Below are 23,049 nucleotides of genomic sequence, written 5' to 3'. Positions count from 1 at the left end.
CGCTTTCAAGGGGGAATTGACCATGGCTCGAAATAATGTCTACCTGTACTACCGAAATACACAAAGACACGAGACGCAGGTGCGAAAGTTGATTGATGTCGGTACACGATACGGACTGAACGTCGTCCAAGATCACCGACAAGCAAACATCATCGTCTCGATTGGTGGAGATGGGGCTTTCTTGCAAGCGGCACGCTTCACAGGTTTCCGTGATGATGCGATCTATGTTGGATTCGCTGAAGGACCCAACTCGTTCTACTGTGATTTTGATATCAATGATCTTTCTGCGGTCGAAGCGATCTTTAAAGAGACAGGCAACCGTGTCTCGGATGGTGAAATCGAAGTACGTCGTTATCCACTGCTCGAAGCATCCATCAACGGTGGACCACCGATGCTCTGTCTGAACGAATGTTCCGTGAAGTCGAGCATCATCAAATCACTCGCAATCGAAGTCTATATCGACGACTTCCTGTTTGAGACATTCCGTGGGGATGGAATGGTCATCTCAACACCGACGGGTTCTACGGCTTATAATAAGTCACTCTCTGGTGCGATCGTCGATCCGTTGATCCATTGTCTTCAAGTCAGCGAAATTGCTTCCGTCAACAACAACCGGTACCGGACACTCGGTTCTGCTTTCCTATTGAATCGTGGACGGAAACTTTCGTTACGCATCATCGAGGACGGAAACGACTATCCGATCATCGGGATGGATAACGAAGCACTCAGTCTCACACGAACAGATTCAGTCGATATCCAGCTTTCTGAAAAAGAACTGAAAACCGTCAAATTGACGAACAATACATTTTGGCATAAGATTCAACGTTCGTTCTTATGACAATAAAAAAATCTGCCTCCTCGGGGCAGATTTTTTTATTGCGTCTCCCGTTACGTCACCCTTTATACTCCAATCAAAGGAGGTACACAAATGATGTATTCCACTCAGGAAATCGCCAAACTGACTGGCGTCACAAAACGAACACTCTATCATTATGAGACGATCGGTCTCCTCGTGCCAAAGCGTACCAATGCCGGTCACCGAAGTTACAGCAGAGAGGATCTTTTACGTTTACAACAAATCCTGCTCTACCGCTCTCTTGATTTCCCACTGTCAGAAATCCAAAGATTACTCACGCAATCTGATTCCAATCATCATACGACACTGAAAAAGCAGATTGCACTTCTTCAAGAAAAAGCTTCGCATTATCAAATGCTTGCTCGACTCGCTGAACAGACATTACTCACCTTAAAAGGAGGACTCCCGATGAAAGACGAACAATTATTCCGCGGTTTGCGTCACGAAGAGATCGTTACGTATGAAAAGCAACATGCAGATGAAGTCCAGCAACACTACGGTGACACTGACGCCTATCGAATCAGTGCAAAAAGACAACAACAACGAACACCGAAAGAGAAAGAACAACTGAGCAGCATGCATAAGCAACTCGATCAGCGCTTGACGACCCTTTACCGCGACGGGCACGCGACGACGGATCCGGACGTTCAACAAGTCGTCAAAGAACAACATGATTTCATCGATACGTACTATTACCCGTGCGCATTATCTCTCTTTGCCTCACTCGGTCAGATGTATGTGTCTGACGAACGATTTCGTGCCTATTACGATGCGTATGCACCCGGACTTTCGACGTTCTATTCGGAAGCTATTTCACACTATGCGCAAACATCACACTAACGCGGCTTCCGCCTGATAAACGGTTTTTCCAGCTTGGACCGTCTCGACCAAACGGTTATTCAAGATGGCTTCCCCACGCAAGCGATAGAAGTCTTCTTCAAAGATGACGAAGTCGGCATCATAGCCTGGTAAGAGCAATCCTTTTCGACCGTGTGTTTCCGTCGCGAGATGTGGATTTTTCGTAAAGAGTAACAAAGCTTCAAACATCGATAACGTCTCGTTCGTCTTATTGACACGCCCTGCCGTTCCTTCCGTCGCTGCATAAAGCGACCGTCGGACATCAGGGTCAGAGATCGGCGCATCTGCTCCGCCGCATAACAGTGCGCCGGTCTCAGCTAACGAACGTAAACGATAACTCCAGTCTAAGCGGTTCAAGCCGAGTCGATCGACGATGAAGTCGGCGTCATCTAGTAAAAAGACTGGTTGAACGTCAATCAAGACCGGTAACTTCCGAATTCGCGCAAGCGTTTCTGGTCGGACGACCGTCGCATGAATGATGCGATCTCGTTTCCCTTTTGGTGCCGGATACTTCTCGAGCACCTGTACGAACCGCTCGATCGCTAAATCACCGATGACATGTGCCGCGACTGTGAACCCGTAACTACGTGCGCGTTTGACGAGTTGTTCGAGTTGTTCTGGCGTATGCACTTCGATACCACGTGTCGTCGGATCATCGGAATAACCACGACCGAGAAGAGCTGTTCGTCCTCCGAGCGCGCCGTCGACGAACAGTTTCATCGCACCGATTGACATCGTTGACGGTAAAGTAGGTTGTTGTTGTACGAACTCATCGATGACAAGATGATGCACGAGCAGATGCGTATGGAAGCCTGTCTCTTGCGTCACTTCCTTATAAGCTTGCAAAATGTCCGCGACATCCCCGTGATACGACAAGTCTTCTGTGTGTGCCGCAATGATGCCATATTGGTATAAGCTCTTAATCGCTGACCGAAGGGACGCTTTATTCCGCTCCAAGTTTCCAGCTTGTAACGCATATAAAGGTTCAAGCGCCGCATCGTACAAGAATCCGTCAGCTTCTCCATTATCCGATAAACCGACCTTCCCACCTTCGATGACAGTCGACGCTTTATATCCGAGCTGTTGGAACAAGACATCGTTGACAAGTGCTGTATGCCGGTCTGTTCGTTTCAACAAGGCAGGTGCATCAGGGAACAACTGATTGAGCCATGCTTTCGTCGGTGCACGATCAAGCTTCGTTTCGTCATAGCCTTCTGCCACATGGATCCCATTGACTGGTTCCGCCTTGAGAAAAGCTTGTCCTAACGCTTCAAGCGTCGTATAACGCGAGGCATCAACACGATTGATCGCTTCCCCGTAACCGATCAGATGAATATGCGCATCCGTAAAGGCTGGATATACAGCTTTTCCGTTCAAATCGTGAATCTGATCAATACGTCTACCGAAACGGCGGCGTAGCTTTCCTTCCTCCCCCATCGCGATGATCCGCGTTTTCTCGACGAACATCGCTGAATGGACATCCTCTTCGTGTGCCATCGTTCGAATCAATCCGTTTACGTATAGTGTTCCCATTCCACTCACTCCTCTTTTTACAAAAATAGGGTGACCATGACGGTCACCCTGAATTGTCGATCCTGATTTAAACGTGCAATGTTTCTTCTGGTGCACACGACCGTTTAATACGTTCGATCGCGGCCGGATCGTATTCATTTAGGACACGTTCCGCTAAGACAATCGTTCGTTCATAGTCTCCCGCTAAGAACTTCGTTTCCGCGATCGTCAGCGACATATGTATCTCGTTGTCGTGGCGACGGTACCGGTTCGCATACTGGACGAGCCGTTCGGCATACGTGACTTCGAACACTAATGTATCTAACCGTTCTTGCACATGTTTAAACGTTTCTTGGACGTCTTGACTTTGTGCGACGATCGATCGAACGTTAAACGGTAACTCCTCTAACCGTGTTTCAAGCGTCTGCAGTGAACGATTCGCATTTCGAAGCGCTTCTTCCACCTCAGCTGGTAAGTTCGGTAATCCGAGTCGTTTCAGACGGAGACGTGTCTGCGACAGTTGATGACGCCATTCGACGATTCGTTCGCGAACTTCCGTCTCTTCTTTTCGAAGTGCCTGGAGTTCGACCGTAAAGCGTTCGTACTGAATCATCAACTGTTCTTCAAGGCGAATCGCATCGCGCATCTGATCTTCAAGCATACTGAACGGGATGATTTTTCCAGCAATCGACTCATCGAGATCTTTTGCTGCTTCAAACAGTAGCTCTTCGTCACGCTGGATCGTCTCATAGTGAATCCCTAGATCTGCTGAGATTTCATATTTTTCACGTAAGATACTGAATTCTTGTGCCAACTGATGAATCCGTTCACGCATCCGTAGCGCTTTTTGTTTCAAGAATTGGTTTTCTTTTTTCACTTGATGACGCGCATCGACCTCACGACGGAACGTATCATACATTTGATCCACATCGGCCGATAACTGTTGAATCGCCTCTTCCAAACCGTCGACTTCTAGCATTTCGATTTTTTCAGAAAGGCTCAGGCGTTGTTCTTCGAACCGTTTGATCTCGGATTGAAGACCGAGTGGTTCAAGCGGATACCCATCCAACGACATTTCCTTATAACCTGCTCCGAGCTGATCAATCCGTTGACGCAATTCATGAGCGAGAATCTTCCATTGTTTCGGTACAAGTTCGACGAGTTGACGCGTCGTTGCTACTTCTTGCTCGAGTAACAAGCTTGTTTCATACGCTTTCGTCACTTCACCTGAAGCTTCGTACTGACACATCTCATTCCAGTGCGCGTCGATTTGTTCACTTCGTTCTTCCAGACGCGCAAGCGCCGGACCGAATGAGTTCGCTTGAATCAATAATGATTTCCGAACTTGCCCTGAATCGGCTTCCCCTTGCGCTTTCAGTTCGGCTAGAACCGATTGATTCGTTTTGAACGTCGACATCTCGACGAGCATCTCATCGATCAACCCTTCGAGTTCTGCAATCAATTGTTCCGTTACTTCGAGGTCATTCTTGACGGCGATGAACCGATATTTATCGAGCGCTTCCTCTGCCCGGTAAAGGGTCTCATCGATTTGGGCGACGTGGACCGTTAATAACTCTTCCCACGCTTGATGCCAGGAGCTGAACTTCGTCTCCGTCTCACCCGCCATCGGTAGTTGCTTTAAGTCCTGCAACTCCTTTGGAATCGATGCACTGACGATGCCTTGTTTGCGCATATCAAGTTCATCGATTTTCGTGTAGTATTTTTTTCGACTGATCATGCTAAACAGCATGACGAGTAATACGATGACGATGACTCCGATCACCCATGCCCACATTTGTCACGACCTCCACTCTGTCCTACGACTTTAGATTTTCTCTAAATCGCAATAATCTTATCCTTATAATAGTATAGCGCAACCGTTTTGCATAGATTTACAAGGGCTTTTCCTGATTTCTTCCGCTGTTTTGAATCCTTTTTCCAAAATTCAATTGTTTGTCAGCTACGCGAAAACTCGTTAAACTAAAAAAAATACGCTTTTCACGGGAGGAATTTTTATTATGTTCGAAACAAAGACATATGAAGGTGACCGGACGAAACAATATGACATGCTTTCAAAACAACTCGATGCGCTATTAATGGGAGAAGACAATCAAGTTGCAAACTTATCGAATGCGAGCGCGTTGCTCAACCAGTTCCTCGACCGTATCAACTGGGTCGGCTTCTATTTGACGGATACGGAGCAAAACCAACTCGTCCTCGGACCGTTCCAAGGACTTCCAGCATGCGTCCGTATTCCATTCGGTCGTGGCGTCTGCGGAACGTCCGCAGCAGAACAGACGACACAACGAATCGAAGATGTGCATCAGTTCCCAGGTCACATCGCATGTGACGCGGCTTCGAATTCGGAAATCGTCATTCCACTCGTCAAAGACGGACAAACGATCGGTGTCCTCGATATCGACAGCCCAGAATTCAACCGTTTCGACGAAGTCGATCAAGCTGGTCTAGAAGCATTCTGTACGACACTGCTTCGCCATCTGTAATTCTGATTGACAGTCGATTGTCCACACCGTATACTTGTAAAAGTGCAGAAATGATAACGATAGCGGTCAAATCGCTTACGTATCACATTTCATGACTCGGTGAATAACCGGAGGGGCATCGTGTAACTTTGCTATCAAGCGAGGGTGCCACATCATGAAATGGGCGTAATGTGGGTTTGATGGCGTTATTATTTTTATGCAAATAATAACGAACAATAAGGAGGAGTCTTATTATGGCTCGCTATACAGGTCCAGCTTGGAAACTCTCACGTCGTCTCGGTATCTCACTTACTGAAACAGGAAAAGAAATCGCAAAACGCCCTTACGCACCAGGTCAACACGGTAACAGCCGTCGTAAAGTATCTGAGTACGGTCTTCAACTTCAAGCGAAGCAAACACTTCGTCACATGTACGGAGTAAACGAACGCCAATTCAACCGTATCTTCAACGATGCTGGCAAAATGCCTGGTATCCACGGTGAGAACTTCATGTTCTTACTCGAAGCACGTCTTGATAACGTCGTTTACCGTATGGGTATGGCTCGTACACGTCGTGCTGCTCGTCAGCTCGTCAACCACGGTCACATCCAAGTTGATGGACAACGCGTTGATATCCCATCATTCCGCGTGAAACCAGGTCAAACGATCTCAGTTCGCGAAAAATCGAAGAACTTTGTCGTTATCAAAGAAGCACTCGAAGTTGCTCCAGCAACTAAAGACTTCGTTACTTTCGATGCTGAGAAGCTCGAAGGAACGTTCGTCCGTCTTCCTGAGCGTTCTGAATTGAACGATCAAATCCAAGAACAACTCGTCGTCGAGTACTACTCACGTTAATCGATTGTTCCAGCACTCACTTCGGTGGGTGCTTTTTTTATGCCTATGACTAAAATGTATACCTGGTCTTAAAAAAAGAGTGACGTCATTCATTCGTTTGTGTTAACCTTTAAATATACATAGTTAACACAAATAGAAAAGAGGACTTCATTCATGAAAACAAGAGATTTAACATTCATTGCCCTTGGTGCTGCCATCATCGCAGCCGTCAGCTCTTTGCCACAAATTCAACTCGTCGGCGCTGTTCCAATCACGCTCCAGATGCTCGCGATCATGACGGTCAGTGCCATCCTCGGAGGCAAACGTGGTGGACTCGCTGTCTTGATTTTCTTATTACTCGCAGCAGCTGGTCTACCGGTGCTTGGCGGAAAAGGTGGACTAGCCCCCTTCGTCGGACCAACCGTTGGTTATTTGATTGCCTTTCCGATTGCCGGTTTCTTCATCGGTCTTGTTGCTGAAAAAACGCGTCGCTTCGTTCCCCTCTTCATCGGGATGATCGTCTTTGGTCTTGGTTTAGTCTACTTGCTTGGAACATTTGGTCTAATGGCTGTACTCGATCTATCGTTCAAAGATGCTTTTGCGATTAACTATCCTTTCGTCTTATGGGATACGATCAAAGCTGTCATTGCCACGACGATTGCCGTTCGCTTGTTGCCACTCCGTTTATTCCGGACAGCTTAAAAAAACGCTCTCTGCATCTAAGTGCAGGGAGCGTTTCGTATATCATCAAGCATGCTCGACGACGAAGTATTTTTTCTTTCCGCGACGTACGATCGTAAAGCGACCGATTGCATCAGCTTCCGTGATTTCTTTCGTTAAATCTTGCTCGCGTTCTCCGTTCAGGTAGATCGCACCGTTCGTTACGTCTTCACGTGCTTGACGTTTTGACGGACTGATCTTCGCCTCAACGAGAACGTCGACGAGGTTTGTCGCTTCACCGAGTGTAAAGCGCGGCATGCCTTTGAACGCATCTTCGATATCTTCGACTTGCAACGATTTAATATCTCCACTAAAGAGTGCCGTCGTAATACGTTGCGCTTGTGTCAGCCCTTCTTCACCATGGACGAGAACGGTCATCTCTTCTGCGAGACGACGTTGCGCGACACGCTTCTCTGGTGCTGCCTTGACTTCTTCTGCGAGCGCGTCGAGTTCTTCGTGCGTTAAGAACGTGAAGTATTTCAAGAACTTGATGACGTCAAGATCGTCAACGTTGAACCAGAATTGGTAGAACTCGTACGGTGACGTTTTGTCAGCGTCTAACCAAACCGCACCACCTGCTGTCTTACCGAATTTTTGACCGTCTGCTTTTGTAACAAGCGGTACCGTCAATCCGAATGCTTTTTCTTCATGACCCGCACGACGAATCAATTCCATCCCTGCTGTGATGTTCCCCCACTGGTCACTACCTCCGACTTGAAGGCGGCATCCTTTGTCTTCGTAAAGTTTCAAAAAGTCAAACGATTGAAGTAGCATGTATGAGAACTCAGTGAATGAGATCCCGTTTTGAAGTCGTGAGTCAACAGAATCTTTCGCAAGCATGTAGCTGACCGGGAAGTGTTTTCCGATATCGCGTAAGAAATCGATGATCGTCAAATCTTTCGTCCAGTCCAGGTTATTGGCGATCGTGACCGGGTTTTCTCCTTCAAGTGGTAAGAAACGTGACAACTGGTCCTTAATCCGATTCGCGAACTCTTCGACGATATCCGATGTGTTCAACGAACGTTCTGTTGCGCGACCACTCGGGTCTCCGATCATTCCCGTTGCTCCACCAACGAGACCTACGACATGGTGTCCTGCTTGTTGGAATCGTTTTAAGACTAAGATCGGCAACAGGTGTCCGATGTGCAATGAATCAGCTGTTGGATCGAAACCCGTGTATAGCGTCGTTGGTGTCTCGAGTAATGTCTTCAATCCTTCTTCATCCGTCATTTGGTTAATTAAGCCGCGAAATTCTAAATCCTCTAATAACGTCATTGTGTCTCCTCCTAAAGTTCACTTTTAACAATAAAAAACCGTCCCTTCGTCTAAGACGAAGGGACGGAAGATTCCGTGGTACCACCCTGATTGCCCTTTACATAAAAGGACCACTTGGTTCGTCGATAACGGGACGGACCGCTTGATTTCTCAAGAAACTCCTGGAAGCGTAATTCGTAAGTTCACTGTGTCCTAGTTCGCAGCACCACTAGGTCTCTGTCACAGGGAGTGACTTACTACTGTATTCCGATCACTGTTTAACGTAGTATATGAAAATAAGATGGTTTCATGATACGTCGAAGACGAATCCGCTGTCAAGTCCGATTTCACTGGTGGATTTATGGTATAATACGTCTATCTGTGATTTAATATTAATTTACACCTAAGTTTAAGATGCAAAGGAGATCATTTATGCGCGAGAACTGGTTCAAGTTTTGGAATCACCCCCGGACGAAAGCCGTTCGGCACTGGTCGAATATCACATACGATGTTTCGTGGAACATCATTTTATTCCTCATCATTACGGTCCTTCTCATCGGCAGCTTCTCTGTCGGAGCGGCTGGAGGATATTTCGCTTCCCTCGTCAAAGATACGAAAGCTCCACCTTTGACTGAGATGAAACAAGAAGTGAACAGTTATGCGGTGACAAGTCAAATTTATTGGGGAAGTGGCGAAAAGCTGACGAACATCTCAACGGATGAAGAACGTCAGCCGGTCGATATCAAGAACATCTCCCCTTATTTAATTGATGCGCTTCTATCAACGGAAGACGTAGATTTTTACCAACATGATGGAGTCGTTCCAAAAGCGACTTTAAGAGCAGTCTTACAAGAATTGACGAATTCAGCGTCACGCACCGGCGGAAGTACGCTGACACAACAATTAATTAAAAACCAAATCCTGACGAACGAAGTTTCATTCGAACGGAAAGCAAAAGAGATCATCTTAGCGCTCCGCCTCGAAAATGCGATGTCAAAAGATGAAATTTTACAGGCATACTTGAATGTCGTCTCATTCGGACGAAATTCACTCGGGCGTAACATCGCTGGTATCGAAGCTGCCTCCCAAGGGGTCTTCAACAAATCAGCGAAAAAACTGACGTTACCACAAGCAGCTTTCCTCGCTGGTATTCCGAAAAACCCTTACTACTACACACCTTATCTACAAGGCGGTGTCGTCAAAAAGGACTTGACGCCTAGTGTCAATCGGATGAAGACCGTGTTGAAGCGAATGTATGTCGCAAAAAACATTACGAAAGAACAATATGAAAAAGCAATCAAACACGACATCACGAAAGACTTCGCGAAACAGTCGAAACGTTCGCGTGACACGTATCCGTACGTCTATGATTTAGCAGAACGTGAAGCGACGAAGATCATGACGAAGTACTTGATGAAACAAGATGGTGTGAAAGAAGACGAAGTCAAACCGTCTGAACTGGCAGAAGTCCGGGCAAACTATCAAGATCAAGCACTGGTTGCACTCCGTCAAGGTGGATACAAGGTTCACATGACGCTAGATAAAAAAATTCATGAATCGATGCAACAACCTGCGAAGAACAACGCGAACTTCCCTGGTGGCATGCAGTACAAACAAGTCGTCGATCCGAAAACGAAAAAAACCGTTTCGAAACAAGATCCAGAAGAAACAGCAGCAGTCATGGTTCAGAATGAGACGGGGCGTATCCTCGGATTCGTTGGTGGACGTTACCTTGATGGAAAAGCCGATGATTTTAACCGAGCATTCCAAGCGAAACGACAAATCGGGTCAACGGCAAAACCAATTCTCGTCTACTCGAACGGGATTGAAAATCGTTTGATCACTCCGGCATCTACCGTCAATGATGAAGAGTACTACTATCAGACCGTACCACGTCAACCAGGTGATCGTCCGATCAAGAACGAAGGTGGACGGTATCGTGGAAACGTGACGGTTCGTACAGCACTCGAACTCTCATTGAACGTACCTGCCGTTAAGATTTACGAAAAGATGAACATGTCGAACTCGATTCAAAAACTCGTCGATATGGGTGTTGAAGTACCGGATGCGATTCGTTATGCTCCTTCGGCGGCACTTGGAACGATGGAGATCACACCGGTCGAACTTGCTGGTGCTTACGCGACACTCGCCAACTATGGTGAATTCGTGCAACCATACGTCATTTCGAAAATTACGAAAGACGGAAAAGATATCTATAAAGCAAAACCGAAGAAAAAACGAATTTATGAACCACGAACAGCTTACCTGACGCTTGATATGATGCGTGGCGTCTTCTCAAAAGGTACAGCAACGTTTGCAAAAGATCGGTTGAACGTTCCTGGAGATTGGGCTGGTAAGACAGGTACGACGAACGATGTCAAAGACTCTTACCTTGTCGGTTCCACTCCTGGTGTGACGCTTGCCGTTTGGACAGGACACGATCAGAACAACTCGCTCATCGGTCCAACAACGTATTACCAACGAACACAAACGCTATGGTCACAAATGGCGAATGCGACGTATGCCGCGAACAGTAGTTACTTCAAATCCGGTGCCCGCTTTACGCAACCATCTTCTGTAACAGCAAACGACTTTAAGAACAGTGGTCGCTTCAAAGAAGAAGATAAGAAGAAGAAAGCGGAAGAGGCAAAGAAAAAAGCCGAAGCGAAGAAAAAGAAAGAAGCAGAAGAAAAGAAAAAAGAAGCGGACGCTCAGAAGAAAGAAAAGCAACAAAAAGAACAAGATCAAGCTAAAGAAAAAGCGGAAGCTGATGCTAAGAAAAAAGCAGCCGACGACGCCAAACGCGCTGCCGATGCAAAAGCAAAAGCCGAAGCAGAGGCAAAAAAGAAAGCCGAAGCGGACGCTAAGAAAAAAGAAGCGGACGCTAAGAAACAGCAAGAACAACAGAAGAAACAAGATGAAAAGAAAAACGATGCTGCTTCTGAAAACTAACAAAAAGGATGAATCACCTGTTGCGGTGATTCATCCTTTTTTTGTTCAATCTTCCATCGTCGACAGATCACCTGTTTCAAGATTCAACTCCCATGCTTTTAGAACACGGCGCATGATTTTACCACTTCGTGTCTTCGGCAATTTATCCCGGAAATCGATTTCTCTCGGTGCCGCGTGAGCAGCAAGCCCCTCTTTGACGAATGCTTGGATTTCTTGTTTTAACTCATCCGTTGGCTCGTAACCATCACGCAAGGCAATGAATGCCTTGATGATTTCACCGCGGACTGGATCTGGTTTCCCGATGACACCAGCTTCCGCGACAGCTGGGTGCTCGACGAGACGACTTTCGACTTCAAACGGACCAACCCGTTCTCCAGCCGTCATGATGACGTCATCGACACGTCCTTGGAACCAGAAGTAACCTTCGTCATCCATATAGGCAGAATCCCCTGAGACATACCATCCTTTAAAGAAATACGATTCATATTTCTGCGGGTTGTTCCAAATTTGACGCATCATCGATGGCCATGGTGTTTTTAAAGCAAGGTTCCCCATTCGGAATGGCGGTAACTCATTTCCTTGATCATCAATGATCGCAGCCTGAGTTCCTGGAATCGGTTTCCCCATCGATCCCGGTTTGATGTCCATCGACTTGTAATTACAAATCATCATCGCGCCTGTCTCCGTCATCCACCATGTATCATGAATCCGTTGATCAAAGGCTTCTTTCCCCCAACGAATGACTTCTGGGTTCAACGGTTCGCCGACAGACAATACATGACGAAGACTTGAGAGATCATGATGATTTGCAACATCCGCTCCTGCTCCCATCAACATCCGGAAAGCCGTTGGTGCGCTATACCAGACCGTTACCTTGTACTTCTCGATAACACTGTACCAGAAATCCGGATTGAAGCGTCCACCGACGACGATGTTCGTCGCGCCATTTAAGAATGGTGCAAAAATACCGTAACTTGTTCCTGTGACCCACCCCGGGTCAGCCGTACACCAGTAGACATCATCTTCTTGGAGATCAAGTACCCAGCGACCTGTCATTAAGTGCTGAATCATCGCATTTTGAACGTGGAGCACACCTTTCGGCTTCCCTGTCGATCCTGAAGTGTAGTGCAGGATCAATCCGTCTTCACGATCCAACCAGACCGGTTCGAATACATCGGATGCTTGCTCGAACGCTTTGCGGAAATCGAGTAATGTGTCCGATTCTTCGACATCTTCGTCGACAAGTACTACCTTTTCAAGTGATTCCAGTTCCCCAACTGGAACACGTGGGAGCAGTGCCTTCGTCGTCACGAGTAACTTCGCTTCAGAATCAAGCAGACGATCACGGACCGCTTGTTCCATGAATGCTTCAAATAACGGACCGACGATTGCGCCTACCTTCAGTGCGCCAAGCAAGGCAAAATACAATTCCGGTGAACGTGGCATGAAGATGAAAATACGGTCACCCGTTTTGACCCCTGCATCGACTAATACGTTTGCCGCTTTATTCGTCAATCGTTTCATATCTGCATATGTGAATCGTTGTTCCGTCGTTCCATCGAAATAGATCAGCGCATCCTTGTTCGCTCGCTCGCCTTCTGCGTGGCGGTCGATTGCTTCATGAGCCATGTTGACTTTCCCCGTTGTCGCCCATGAAAAGTACTGCTCAGCATCTTTCCAGTCGTACGTGTTTGCTTCATCATACTCTGCTAACCAATGCTTCCCCGGAAGCGCTTTCAAAACTTTCATGTCTCGTTCCTCCCCTTCTATGTTTTCCTCTTTATTATAAGCTAGTTATCCGTCAGTTCAATCCATTTGCCGTCAATTTGTTAAAAAATCCCTCTCTTTGCTCAAGCGCTTTCGTCTATAATGAATAGGAAGGTGGTGACGCTTACATGTTTGAAAAACAATTCAATCATCGGACGCATGAAACATCACTCGGTCCTGTTGACATCGAAGGTCCCGTACCGAGTCAAACACTAGCAACGTATACACTCGATTCAGGGTTGACGGCTTTTCGTCCACCTGCTGAACAACATCAAGCACTCGTTGAGATTGCAGACCTTGAGGAAGGACGGATCATCGTCGCTCGTCAAGGAACGGAAATCATCGGTTATGTGACTTACTTATACCCTGACCCTTACGAAACGTGGAGCGAAGGAAACAATCCGTACATCTTGGAACTCGGAGCGATCGAAGTCTCCTCTCGGTTCCGCGGACAACAGATCGGTAAAAAATTGCTTGAAATCTCTATGCTCGATCCCGCTATGGAACACTATTTGATTTTAACGACTGAATATTATTGGCATTGGGACCTAAAAGGGAGCGGACTATCGGTCTGGGATTACCGAAAGATCATGGAGAAGATGATGAATCATGGTGGTCTTGTCTTCTTCCCGACCGACGATCCGGAAATCGCCTCCCATCCTGCCAACTGTCTGATGGCACGTATCGGAAAACACGTCTCACCTGAAGTCGTCGCTCATTTTGATGCGCTACGCTTGAGAAGACGCTTCATGTATGACTGAGCTCGAGGAGGAATCGTCATGTTAATCGAACAAATCATGAATACGACGTGCATCACGATGCAACCGACGAATTCCATCGCGTATGCGGTCGAACTCATGCAACGTCATCAGATTCGTCATGTTCTTGTCGTCAATGCCCGCCATGAACTCGTCGGTCTTGTCGGATTAAAGGAAATTCAAAGCGCAAGTAGTATCTTTCATCCGGATACAGCAAAACAAGACCTACAGTATCCGGTCTCAAGCATCATGATTGAAAGTCCTGTCACGGCTCATCCGCTCGATTTTCTCGAAGATGCGGCTGTGCTGTTTTATGAATATCGATTGACGTGTCTGCCAATCGTCCGCGGTCGACGCCTTGTCGGTGTCGTCACGGAAACGGATTTGTTACGGACATTCGTTCAATTGACGGGTGCACTCGAACCAAGTTCTCAAATCGAAATCCGTGTTGAGAACACTGCTGGAACATTAGCAAAGATTGCCGCACTGCTTGCCAAAACGAATATCAATATCTTAAATGTACTCGTCTATCCAACAGACGATCCGTATGTCCGGATCGTTGCATTTCGTGTCCAGACGATGAATCCAATCCGGATCATCGAAAAGTTGCGCAAAGAAGGATTCGATGTACTTGGACCGGATGTGAGCAGATGAAGGATTTTGCTTATCTGTACAGTCCGGAGGAAGCGACTTATCGGTTTTCAGAGACACATCCATTCAATCCGATTCGCCTCGAGTTAACGGTTTCCTTGCTTGAAGCGATGCATCAATTAGATGACATTCCTTGTATCGCGCCACGTCATGCGACTGATGAAGAATTAGCACTCGTTCATGATCAAGATTATATTGCTGCCGTCAAAGCAGCTGGAACCGGAACATTAACACCTCTCAAGGCACAGATGTATGGTCTTGGGACAGAAGACACCCCTTTGTTCCAAGGGATGCATTCGGGCGCTTCTCTCCTTGTCGGCGGCACGATCGAAGCGTGTGACCTCGTCTTATCTGGTCAATATAAACGGACCTTTCATATCGGTGGCGGATTGCATCACGGATTCCGTGGACGTGCCTCTGGTTTTTGTGTCTATAACGATACCGCTGTCGCCATGGCAGCCATGATTGAAAAATATCACTGTAAAATTCTTTATGTCGATACAGACGCCCATCACGGTGATGGTGTACAATGGGCCTTTTATAATCGAAAGGACGTCATGACATTGTCTCTCCATGAGACGGGTCGCTACTTGTTTCCAGGAACGGGAATGGTGACGGAACGGGGGTCTGAAGAAGGGTATGGATTTAGCTGGAACGTGCCACTGGACGCCTTTACGGAAGATGATTCGTTTTTACTCGCGTATGAGACGGCACTCTTTGAAGCCTGTGAATTGTTCCAACCGGATCTCATCATTACGCAAAATGGTGCCGATGCACACGCGCTTGATCCATTGACTCATTTATCCTTAACGATGAAAAGTTATGAGCAGATCCCTCAAATCGCCGTCGCTGCAGCAAATAAATATACGAATGGAAAAATCGTTGCTTTAGGAGGAGGCGGCTATGACTGGTATCGTGTCGTCCCCCGCGCGTGGAGTCAAGTTTTTGCTGCCATGACCGGACAAGCTCCGTTTCGTGGAGAGATTCCTACTTCATGGCAAAAACGTTGGAGTGGACAAGAAACACCCCCACCAACACACTGGCATGATCCAACACCACTCTACCCCGCCATTCCGCGACGACCTGAAATCGAAGAAAAAAATTGGGAGACTGTTAAACGATTAATTTGGCCGTTCGTGAGCGATGAGCGTAAGAAACAATTGACTGCGACTTCCCCTTACTCCATTGATTAATTGACTTTGTATCTTCACATTTATTTCGTTCGGAGTTCACAACTTGTTGCTATACTAAATATGGAATTTTTACTTAGTAAATGAATAATAGTTGGGGGAATCATCATGAAAAAGGCATGGCTATATTCCGGTCTTATTCTGTCGACGGGGATCGTACTCGCAGGGTGTGGCAATGAAAAACAGGCAATGGATCACGATAACATGCAAGGGTCAGGAAAACCGACGGTCGAAGTCAACGTCAATGTTCCAGCCAAGACAATGGAAGAAGATAAAGTTGTTTTTAAAGCGTCAGCTGTCGAACAAAAGAAACCAGTCAATCTTGAGGACGTGACATTTGAAGTTTGGGAAGCCGGAAAACAAGACGGTGCCCATCAAAAGTTCAAGGCAACCTTGAAAAAGACGGGTTCTTATCAAGCAGAAGCTAAACTTGCTGAAGGTGAGTATGAAGGACTGTATCATATCAATGATAAAAAAGGACTCCATCATATGGATAAGATCTCATTTGTTGTCATGGATCATTCACATGAAAAAGAGGAAGCATCTCACGAACATGGACATGATCACGAAGCTGTCGACGGTCTGTCTGTTCATTACATGGGCGCAACAAAAGCGAAAGCTGGTGCTGAACTTCCCGTCTCTTTTCATATTTTCCTTGATGGGAAACCGCTAAAGGCGAACGTACAAGTGGAAGTCATTGAAACGGGCATTGAAAAGCATAACTACGTTCCTTTAGAAAAAAAGGGCGATGCCTACAGCGGGAAAGTGACATTGACTGCACCTGGTCAGACGACGGTTCGACTCCATGTCGAAAATGATCAACTCCATCATCATCAAGATGAACTTATCACTGTCGCGAAATAAAAAAAACGTCTCTTTTTTCAAGCAGCTTGCTTGAGAGAAGAGACGTTTTTTCGATTAAGGACGTGTCGAATCCCGTTGTTCGATCCGGTGTGGTAACGTGACATCGTTCGTTTCAATTTCTTCTTTGTTCAAGATTTTCGTCAATAGACGCATCGAGACTGCTCCGATATCATACATCGGTTGAACGACAGTCGTCAGTTTCGGACGAATCATCGTTGCAAGACGTGTGTTATCGTGTCCGATGACTTCGAAGTCTTCCGGTACACGGTGTCCCGCATCCTGTAAGGCATGGATGACACCAAGAGCCATCTCATCCGTTCCAGCAAAAATCGCGCGTGGACAATCTTCTCCAAGTTCAAGCAATTGATTCATCGCCTTCATTCCTGAATCATACGTATAGTTTCCAAGAACGACATTTTGCTCGTTAAACGGAAGATTTGCTTCTTCGAGTGCTCGGCGATAACCCGCAAATTTCTTTTCACCATTGATTTGCTGTTCGAGTGGTCCAGTGATGAATCCAATCCGTTCATGTCCACGGTCGATCAAAGACTTAACAGCATCGTGCGCAGCACTCTCATAATCGATGTTGACGGCAGGAAGATCATAATCTTGATTCAACGTCGCAGCAAGAACGATCGGAACCGGTGATGTTTTGAACTCACGAACGAGATCCTCGTGCAGACGTCCGCCCATGAAGATGATCCCGTCGACCTGTTTCCCAAGCAATGTATTCAAAAGATGAATTTCTTTTTCACGATTTTGGTCGGAGTTGCAAAGAATGATATTGTATTTATACATCGTCGCGACATCTTCGATCCCTCGTGCTAAATCCGCAAAGAAGATGTTCGAGATATCGGGCACGATGACACCGACCGTCGTTGTTTTTTTACTTGCCAGTCCACGGGCAACAGCGTTCGGACGATAACCAAGCTGTTCGATCGCGTCTTGGACCTTCTTTCGTGTAGATGGTTTAACATTCGGGTTTCCGTTGACGACACGCGATACGGTCGCCATCGAAACAGCAGCCTCTCGCGCGACATCGTAAATCGTAATATTACTATTCAAAACAAATTCCTCCTTTAGTATGATCCATCTCAAGTGTTTTCATTTCGTTTTCATTTTTAGGCAACACGAAAGGAAGACAGGAAAAGATACTTTTCTTTTCCCATTCTTCCTTCATTGTAAAACGTTTTCATTCGCTTTAGGTTACCCTTTTTCGGAAATCATTGAACGTTTAGTGCCGGAAAGGTAGTCGTCAAGTTTTCGATGAACGTATCGAATTCTTGGAAATCGAGTTGTTGGTTCGCATCAGACAACGCAAGTGCTGGGAACGGATGGACTTCGACCATGACAGCGTCTGCCCCGATCGCATATGCCGCTTTTGCTGTTGGCAAGAGTAAATCCTTACGTCCTGTCGAGTGCGTGACATCGACCATGACAGGGAGATGCGTCTCTTGCTTCAGAATCGGAACTGCTGAGATATCAAGCGTGTTCCGCGTTGCACGTTCATACGTCCGAATACCACGCTCACATAAGATGACTTGATCGTTACCACTCGCCATGATGTACTCAGCCGCGTACATGAATTCCTCGAGCGTTGCAGAAAGACCTCGTTTTAAAAGAACCGGTTTATTCGTACGACCGACTTCTTTGAGTAAATCGAAGTTTTGCATGTTGCGTGCGCCGACCTGGATGATGTCGACATATGGTAAAGCAGATTCAACGGCGCTCGGTGTCATGATTTCAGTGATGACATGCAAACCGTGCGCGTCCGCTGCTTTTTTCAACATCTTTAGACCTTCGAGTCCTAGACCTTGGAAGTCGTAAGGCGATGTACGTGGTTTGTACGCTCCGCCTCGCATGAACTTCACGCCATGTTTCGCGAGCTGTTCCGCGACCTCAAATACTTGTTCTTCGCTCTCGACCGCACACGGTCCAGCGATCAATTGTTGTGAACCGTCTCCGATGACGGCATCTCCGATCCGAATGATCGTATTCGTCGGTTTTTGTTTCCGTGATACGAGTAATTTCCGAGTCCGATCTTCTCCTTGTAATTCGAGAGAAGCTTTGAAAATTTCTTTAAATACATGCTGAAGGCGTCCTGTTTCAAAAGGTCCATGGTTATTAGCGGCAATTGATTCGAGCATTTGACGTTCTCGAACAGGGTCGTATCGATCAAGTCCTTGTGCTCGTTTGACTTTTCCGATTTCAACGGCAATTTGACCTCGTCTGTTCATCAATTCCAATAATTCTGCATTCACTAAATCGAGTTCATCACGTAATCTTTTTAATTCTGCATGTTGATCCATGTCCTACCACTCCCTAATCAGCATATAGCTCGTAATAGCAACTAATTATAGCGAACTCTTTACCTGTTGTACATAAAGAAGCTGCATGATTTCTTAAAATATGAAAATAAATTACGTTTTTTCATATAATTTTTTGATGTTTTCTCTCTATAAGGAAACATAGAAAAAGAGCCCTCATGATGAGAGCTCCAGATTGTAGACAAATGGGCTGACTCAAAAAAAGAATGACGTGTCTTTTCACGCCCTTTCCTCAGGCGAGACACAAGCCAGTTTTCCTGCTTCATTCAAGCAGGAAATCGGGTCTTATTTGTCTCTGACAGCGCATAATGCGCTTTTTCCTGTAGGAGTGGCGTGTGACGCGTCATTTTATCCGAGGAGCGTTTTGTTCACTCGACATCGCTTCCTAGGGAAAAACAAGCAAGAGCGACCCTGCAGCGAAGCGAAGCGGCGCGATGCTTATTCCAGGAAAACGATGCGAGATGAACAAAAAAGCGCAATCCTTCTCGTTAGAGAAAAATTGCACTTTGTCTTCAGTCTTGAGCCTTCATGATGAGAGCTCTTCATGTATTGATTATTTCTTATGGTTCACATCAGACTGCGGATCATTGTCTTCCTCTTGTTCGTCTGCTAACTGTTCACGTAACTCCGAAAGTTCAACGACCGTCTCTGTGTCGATTTCTTCTGCAACAGACGCCCCATCCACTTCGTCGCCGATTTCACGTTCGATGTCCCGCACGAGCTGTTCTGCTTCTGCGAGAGCAGCATCGATGCTTGCCTGATCCTTCTCAAAGCCCGCATATTGTGCCGCTTCTTGAACCGTTGAATTGTTCTTCGCTTTTTCAATGACAGGTGCTGCCTTATCTTTTGCTAGTTGAATCCACTCACCTACGAGTGGCTCCGCTTTTTCGCGGACAACTTGTGTCTGTTCCGTCAAACGTTGACGCGCAGGAGCCGTACGCTCGTCAATCAGATTGCGTACTTCACGACCTGACTTTGGGCTAGAAAGGAGAGCTGCTGCAGCACCAATCAATCCACCAACGATGACTCCGGCAAGGAAGCCTCCTCCTTTAGAAGAATCTTGTGCTTGATATGGGTGTTGTTTCGTCATGATTTACGATCTCCCTTCAACTCATCTGGAATACTTTCGACGTCCGGTACTGACACGACTTCCGGTGTAACCGGTGCCTCTGCCTTTTTCCGGAATCGACGACGTGGCTTTTTCTCAACCGTCGTCGTTGCCGTCGAATGATTTTGAACCGTAGTCTCTGCCGGTTTATTTTTCTTAAATAACTCTACAGCGACTGAGCCCCAACGGACTGCTTGCGCAATCTGTTCTTTATTCGTATCCGCCGCACCAGCAACCGTATCGGATACTGTCCGGACAGAATCTGTCACTTTGTTTAATGACGTACCGAGTTCTTCGATCGAGTTTGCGACAGGTGCAAGCAATTCTGTTTTTTCTTCAATCGTATCGACCAGACGATTCGTCTTATGTAACAACGCTGTCGTCTCCATCATGATACCGTCTAATTGACGTTCAAGTCCTGCTGTCGTGTTGGCTACATTGTTGAGCGTCTTACTCGCAGCACCTAATACACGGGCAAGGAAAATGACGAGCACTACGAATGCGATCGCAGCGACTAATCCGGCGATTCCGCCTAATGTGATTTCCATGGTTCTTGCCTCCAATTTTTTTGCATAGTCTTTTGTTGATAGTTCGACATGTAGCAAGTCGTTCCTGCTACTCCAAATGGTTTATTTCCGTTACAATGATAAATGAAACCTACATAATCCATTTCGAGGGGGAAATTTCATGCGTGACCCACGTCTTACTCAACTGGCAACGAATCTCATTAACTATTCGGTTGCCCTTGAACCTGGTGAAAAAGTATTGATTGAAAACTTCGGCATCGAACGCGAACTGGTCGAGGCACTCGTTGAAGCTGCCTACGCGGCTGGCGGTCATCCGTTCGTTTTACTTAAGGATAATCGTATCCTACGAAAATTATACCGAAATGCTTCAGAAGAGCAACTCCAATTGATGGCAGACATCGAACGCAAGCAAATGCAAGCGATGGATGCATACATCGGACTACGTGCTGGTGACAACATCAATGAATTATCAGATGTGCCGGCTGAACAGATGAAACTGTACGGTCAAACGATTGGTAAGATGCACACACAAGATCGTGTCAAAGGAACGAAATGGGTCGTTCTTCGTTTCCCAACTGCATCGATGGCGCAACTTGCCAACCAATCGACAGAAGCGTTCGAAGACTTCTACTTCGATGTCTGTACGCTTGATTATGAAAAAATGGGACAAGCGATGGAACCACTCGTTGACTTGATGAACCGGACGGATCGTGTTCGTCTCGTCGGACCAGGAACGGATCTAACGTTTTCAATCAAAGACATCCCAGCCATCAAATGCGCCGGAAATGCCAACATTCCAGACGGTGAAGTCTTTACGGCACCCGTCAAGGATTCGGTCAACGGTGTCATCTCATATAACACACCGTCTCCGTATCAAGGGTTCACGTTTGAAAACGTCAAACTGACGTTCAAAGACGGTAAAATCGTCGAAGCAACAGCGAACGATACAGATCGGATCAATCAAGTCTTCGATACAGATGCTGGTTCCCGTTTCGTCGGCGAATTCGCGATCGGCGTCAATCCCTTCATTCAGCATCCGATGAAGGATATTCTATTCGATGAAAAAATCGATGGTAGCTTCCACTTCACACCAGGTCAAGCTTACGAAGAAGCCTACAACGGTAATGACTCATCCGTTCACTGGGATCTCGTCAACATCCAACGTCCCGATTACGGTGGTGGAGAAATCTGGTTCGACGACGTATTGATCCGTAAAGACGGTCGTTTCGTCCTTCCAGAACTCGAAGTCCTCAATCCTGAAAACCTGAAATAAGAAAAAGCGGATGGCTCGTCCTACATAGGACGGGGTCATCCGTTTTCTTTATCTTATTTTTTCAATGTCGCACGAAGCATCCAAATTTGTTTTTCGATTTCCTTCGCTTGACCAAGTAAATCATCTTCAACCGTCACGTCTTGTGCCTCAAGATGTTCAATCGCATCGAGCATCTCTTTTCGGACTTGTTGGAAGTCTTTGATGACGGAATCAATCATCTCATCTGCCGATAACCCCGATTTCGCTTCTTCAAGCGTCGTTTGCTCTAAATACTCTTTCAGTGTCGCAGAAGGTGTTCCGTTATTCATCAATAGACGTTCTGCAACAACATCATATTGTTCAGACACCCATGTATAAAGTTCTTCAAGCTTCTCGTGAAGCGTTAAGAAGTCTGGTCCTTTAATGTACCAATGATAATTGTGGAGTTTGACGAACAGTACTCCATAGTTTGCTACCTGTTGATTCAAAGCTGATTTTGCATGATTACTAATCATCTGATATTCCCCTTTCCTGATTTCAAATGACGTTCTATTTCATCTTTATCCTTAAATAACAAAGAATAAACATCATTCTCAGGAAAAGTGCTCTATCGAGGACGCTTTAATCCTTTCAACATATACCCACCTTTGAAGTCGACGGAATCGAATGCGACGAGGAATGCTTTCGGTTCGTATTCTTCGACGAGATTACGAAGCACTTTCATACGTGTTCGAGCCGCAAGCACATCTAACCGATAACGGACACCGTCTCGTCCTTGACCTTGATAATGTGTCACACCAAAACCATTATCGCGAATGACTTGAATCAGTTCCGCTGGAAATTCTTGCGTATGCACTTGAATCATATTGTAACCGATGGCGAGTTTTCGCTCGACATATCCACCGACGAGTATTCCTAGACCAAATCCAAGCGCGTAAACGACCATGCCGAGTGTCGTTAAGTCTTGGAATACGATTCCTAGTGCAAAAATGTAAATCAATGTTTCGACTGTGCCAAATAATCCGGCAATGACAGTCCGCCCTTTGACGAGCATGATTGTCCGTAATGTCAAAACAGGAACGTAAATCAACTGGAGCAATAAGATGAGTAAAATCTGTCCCATGGTGTCTTTCCTTT

At 46.3% G+C, this 23,049-nt stretch carries 21 protein-coding genes and 1 other annotated feature; of the genes, 11 read left to right on the top strand and 10 right to left on the bottom strand.

What is annotated here, in order from left to right; genetic code table 11:
* Nucleotides 1-22: 22 nt before the first annotated feature.
* Both ITJ88_RS02815 and ITJ88_RS02810 read left to right on the top strand, forming a co-directional pair.
* Nucleotides 23-838 carry an NAD kinase gene (locus tag ITJ88_RS02815; protein ID WP_023469054.1) on the top strand — a complete coding sequence of 272 codons (816 nt, stop codon included), beginning with the start codon at nucleotides 23-25 and terminating at the stop codon, nucleotides 836-838.
* A gap of 90 nt (nucleotides 839-928) precedes the next feature.
* Nucleotides 929-1,696: a MerR family transcriptional regulator gene (locus ITJ88_RS02810; protein ID WP_195864612.1), complete on the top strand. Its 768-nt coding sequence runs from the start codon at nucleotides 929-931 to the stop codon at nucleotides 1,694-1,696.
* On the opposite strand, the gene ITJ88_RS02805 is transcribed toward ITJ88_RS02810, so the two are convergent.
* Complete coding sequence (locus ITJ88_RS02805; RefSeq protein ID WP_195864611.1) at nucleotides 1,688-3,247, bottom strand: amidohydrolase; 1,560 nt, start codon at nucleotides 3,245-3,247, stop codon at nucleotides 1,688-1,690. The two genes, ITJ88_RS02810 and ITJ88_RS02805, sit on opposite strands and share 9 nt — an antisense overlap.
* A 67-nt stretch (nucleotides 3,248-3,314) precedes the next feature.
* Nucleotides 3,315-5,021: a septation ring formation regulator EzrA gene (gene ezrA / locus ITJ88_RS02800; protein ID WP_064299501.1), complete on the bottom strand. Its 1,707-nt coding sequence runs from the start codon at nucleotides 5,019-5,021 to the stop codon at nucleotides 3,315-3,317.
* Between the two features lie 223 nt (nucleotides 5,022-5,244).
* Between ezrA and ITJ88_RS02795 the strand changes: the two genes are divergently transcribed.
* The 3 genes from ITJ88_RS02795 (at nucleotide 5,245) to ITJ88_RS02785 (ending at nucleotide 7,244) form a co-directional block, all read left to right on the top strand.
* Nucleotides 5,245-5,730, top strand: coding sequence for a GAF domain-containing protein (locus tag ITJ88_RS02795; RefSeq protein ID WP_023469058.1), 486 nt, complete (start codon nucleotides 5,245-5,247; stop codon nucleotides 5,728-5,730).
* Nucleotides 5,731-5,963: 233 nt separating this feature from the next.
* Nucleotides 5,964-6,563, top strand: coding sequence for a 30S ribosomal protein S4 (rpsD, locus tag ITJ88_RS02790; RefSeq protein WP_023469059.1), 600 nt, complete (start codon nucleotides 5,964-5,966; stop codon nucleotides 6,561-6,563).
* A 153-nt stretch (nucleotides 6,564-6,716) separates the two neighbouring features.
* Nucleotides 6,717-7,244, top strand: coding sequence for a biotin transporter BioY (locus tag ITJ88_RS02785; RefSeq protein WP_023469060.1), 528 nt, complete (start codon nucleotides 6,717-6,719; stop codon nucleotides 7,242-7,244).
* 45 nt (nucleotides 7,245-7,289) lie between these two features.
* On the opposite strand, the gene tyrS is transcribed toward ITJ88_RS02785, so the two are convergent.
* The gene (tyrS, locus tag ITJ88_RS02780; protein ID WP_029342350.1) at nucleotides 7,290-8,537 is read right to left on the bottom strand and encodes a tyrosine--tRNA ligase; all 1,248 of its coding nucleotides are present in this window, start codon (nucleotides 8,535-8,537) and stop codon (nucleotides 7,290-7,292) included.
* A 56-nt stretch (nucleotides 8,538-8,593) separates the two neighbouring features.
* Nucleotides 8,594-8,800 (bottom strand) — a binding site (T-box leader).
* A 148-nt stretch (nucleotides 8,801-8,948) separates the two neighbouring features.
* Here tyrS and ITJ88_RS02775 point away from each other — a divergent pair.
* Entirely contained in the window at nucleotides 8,949-11,468 is a 2,520-nt protein-coding gene (locus tag ITJ88_RS02775) for a transglycosylase domain-containing protein (RefSeq protein WP_195864610.1), read from the top strand.
* A 45-nt stretch (nucleotides 11,469-11,513) separates the two neighbouring features.
* Here the strand turns inward: ITJ88_RS02775 and acsA are convergent, their stop codons facing one another.
* Nucleotides 11,514-13,217, bottom strand: coding sequence for an acetate--CoA ligase (gene acsA, locus ITJ88_RS02770; protein WP_047393518.1), 1,704 nt, complete (start codon nucleotides 13,215-13,217; stop codon nucleotides 11,514-11,516).
* A gap of 146 nt (nucleotides 13,218-13,363) precedes the next feature.
* Here acsA and ITJ88_RS02765 point away from each other — a divergent pair, with 146 nt between their 5' ends.
* From ITJ88_RS02765 to ITJ88_RS02750, 4 genes are all read left to right on the top strand, one after another.
* Nucleotides 13,364-13,996 carry a GNAT family N-acetyltransferase gene (locus tag ITJ88_RS02765; RefSeq protein WP_023469064.1) on the top strand — a complete coding sequence of 211 codons (633 nt, stop codon included), beginning with the start codon at nucleotides 13,364-13,366 and terminating at the stop codon, nucleotides 13,994-13,996.
* An 18-nt stretch (nucleotides 13,997-14,014) separates the two neighbouring features.
* On the top strand, nucleotides 14,015-14,647 hold the full coding sequence (locus ITJ88_RS02760; RefSeq protein ID WP_195864609.1) for an acetoin utilization AcuB family protein: 633 nt from the start codon (nucleotides 14,015-14,017) through the stop codon (nucleotides 14,645-14,647).
* Entirely contained in the window at nucleotides 14,644-15,837 is a 1,194-nt protein-coding gene (locus ITJ88_RS02755; RefSeq protein ID WP_195864608.1) for an acetoin utilization protein AcuC, read from the top strand. The genes ITJ88_RS02760 and ITJ88_RS02755 overlap by 4 nt, the downstream gene beginning before the upstream one ends.
* A gap of 105 nt (nucleotides 15,838-15,942) precedes the next feature.
* Nucleotides 15,943-16,698: a maltotransferase domain-containing protein gene (locus ITJ88_RS02750; RefSeq protein ID WP_195864607.1), complete on the top strand. Its 756-nt coding sequence runs from the start codon at nucleotides 15,943-15,945 to the stop codon at nucleotides 16,696-16,698.
* 54 nt (nucleotides 16,699-16,752) lie between these two features.
* Here ITJ88_RS02750 and ccpA read toward each other — a convergent pair whose 3' ends face one another.
* The 4 genes from ccpA to ITJ88_RS02730 all read right to left on the bottom strand — a co-directional run bounded on the left by ccpA (nucleotide 16,753) and on the right by ITJ88_RS02730 (nucleotide 20,681).
* Nucleotides 16,753-17,763: a catabolite control protein A gene (ccpA, locus tag ITJ88_RS02745; protein WP_023469068.1), complete on the bottom strand. Its 1,011-nt coding sequence runs from the start codon at nucleotides 17,761-17,763 to the stop codon at nucleotides 16,753-16,755.
* Between the two features lie 158 nt (nucleotides 17,764-17,921).
* On the bottom strand, nucleotides 17,922-19,007 hold the full coding sequence (locus ITJ88_RS02740) for a bifunctional 3-deoxy-7-phosphoheptulonate synthase/chorismate mutase (protein WP_023469069.1): 1,086 nt from the start codon (nucleotides 19,005-19,007) through the stop codon (nucleotides 17,922-17,924).
* Nucleotides 19,008-19,578: 571 nt separating this feature from the next.
* On the bottom strand, nucleotides 19,579-20,115 hold the full coding sequence (locus ITJ88_RS02735; RefSeq protein ID WP_064299494.1) for a YtxH domain-containing protein: 537 nt from the start codon (nucleotides 20,113-20,115) through the stop codon (nucleotides 19,579-19,581).
* Complete coding sequence (locus ITJ88_RS02730; RefSeq protein ID WP_029342359.1) at nucleotides 20,112-20,681, bottom strand: DUF948 domain-containing protein; 570 nt, start codon at nucleotides 20,679-20,681, stop codon at nucleotides 20,112-20,114. The genes ITJ88_RS02735 and ITJ88_RS02730 overlap by 4 nt, the downstream gene beginning before the upstream one ends.
* A 139-nt stretch (nucleotides 20,682-20,820) precedes the next feature.
* On the opposite strand from ITJ88_RS02730, the gene ITJ88_RS02725 reads away from it, so the two are divergent.
* Nucleotides 20,821-21,933, top strand: coding sequence for an aminopeptidase (locus tag ITJ88_RS02725; RefSeq protein ID WP_029342360.1), 1,113 nt, complete (start codon nucleotides 20,821-20,823; stop codon nucleotides 21,931-21,933).
* Nucleotides 21,934-21,986: 53 nt separating this feature from the next.
* Here ITJ88_RS02725 and ITJ88_RS02720 read toward each other — a convergent pair whose 3' ends face one another.
* Nucleotides 21,987-22,427 (bottom strand): Dps family protein, encoded by a 441-nt coding sequence (locus ITJ88_RS02720; RefSeq protein ID WP_023469073.1) that lies wholly within the window; start codon nucleotides 22,425-22,427, stop codon nucleotides 21,987-21,989.
* Between the two features lie 92 nt (nucleotides 22,428-22,519).
* Nucleotides 22,520-23,035 carry a DUF2179 domain-containing protein gene (locus ITJ88_RS02715; protein WP_023469074.1) on the bottom strand — a complete coding sequence of 172 codons (516 nt, stop codon included), beginning with the start codon at nucleotides 23,033-23,035 and terminating at the stop codon, nucleotides 22,520-22,522.
* Between the last annotated feature and the right edge of the window lie 14 nt (nucleotides 23,036-23,049).

Source organism: Exiguobacterium abrahamii (assembly GCF_015645365.1).
Taxonomy (GTDB): Bacteria; Bacillota; Bacilli; order Exiguobacteriales; family Exiguobacteriaceae; genus Exiguobacterium_A; species Exiguobacterium_A abrahamii.
Note: the sequence above shows the minus strand (reverse complement) of the source record. Positions and strands in the feature narration are given on the sequence as shown.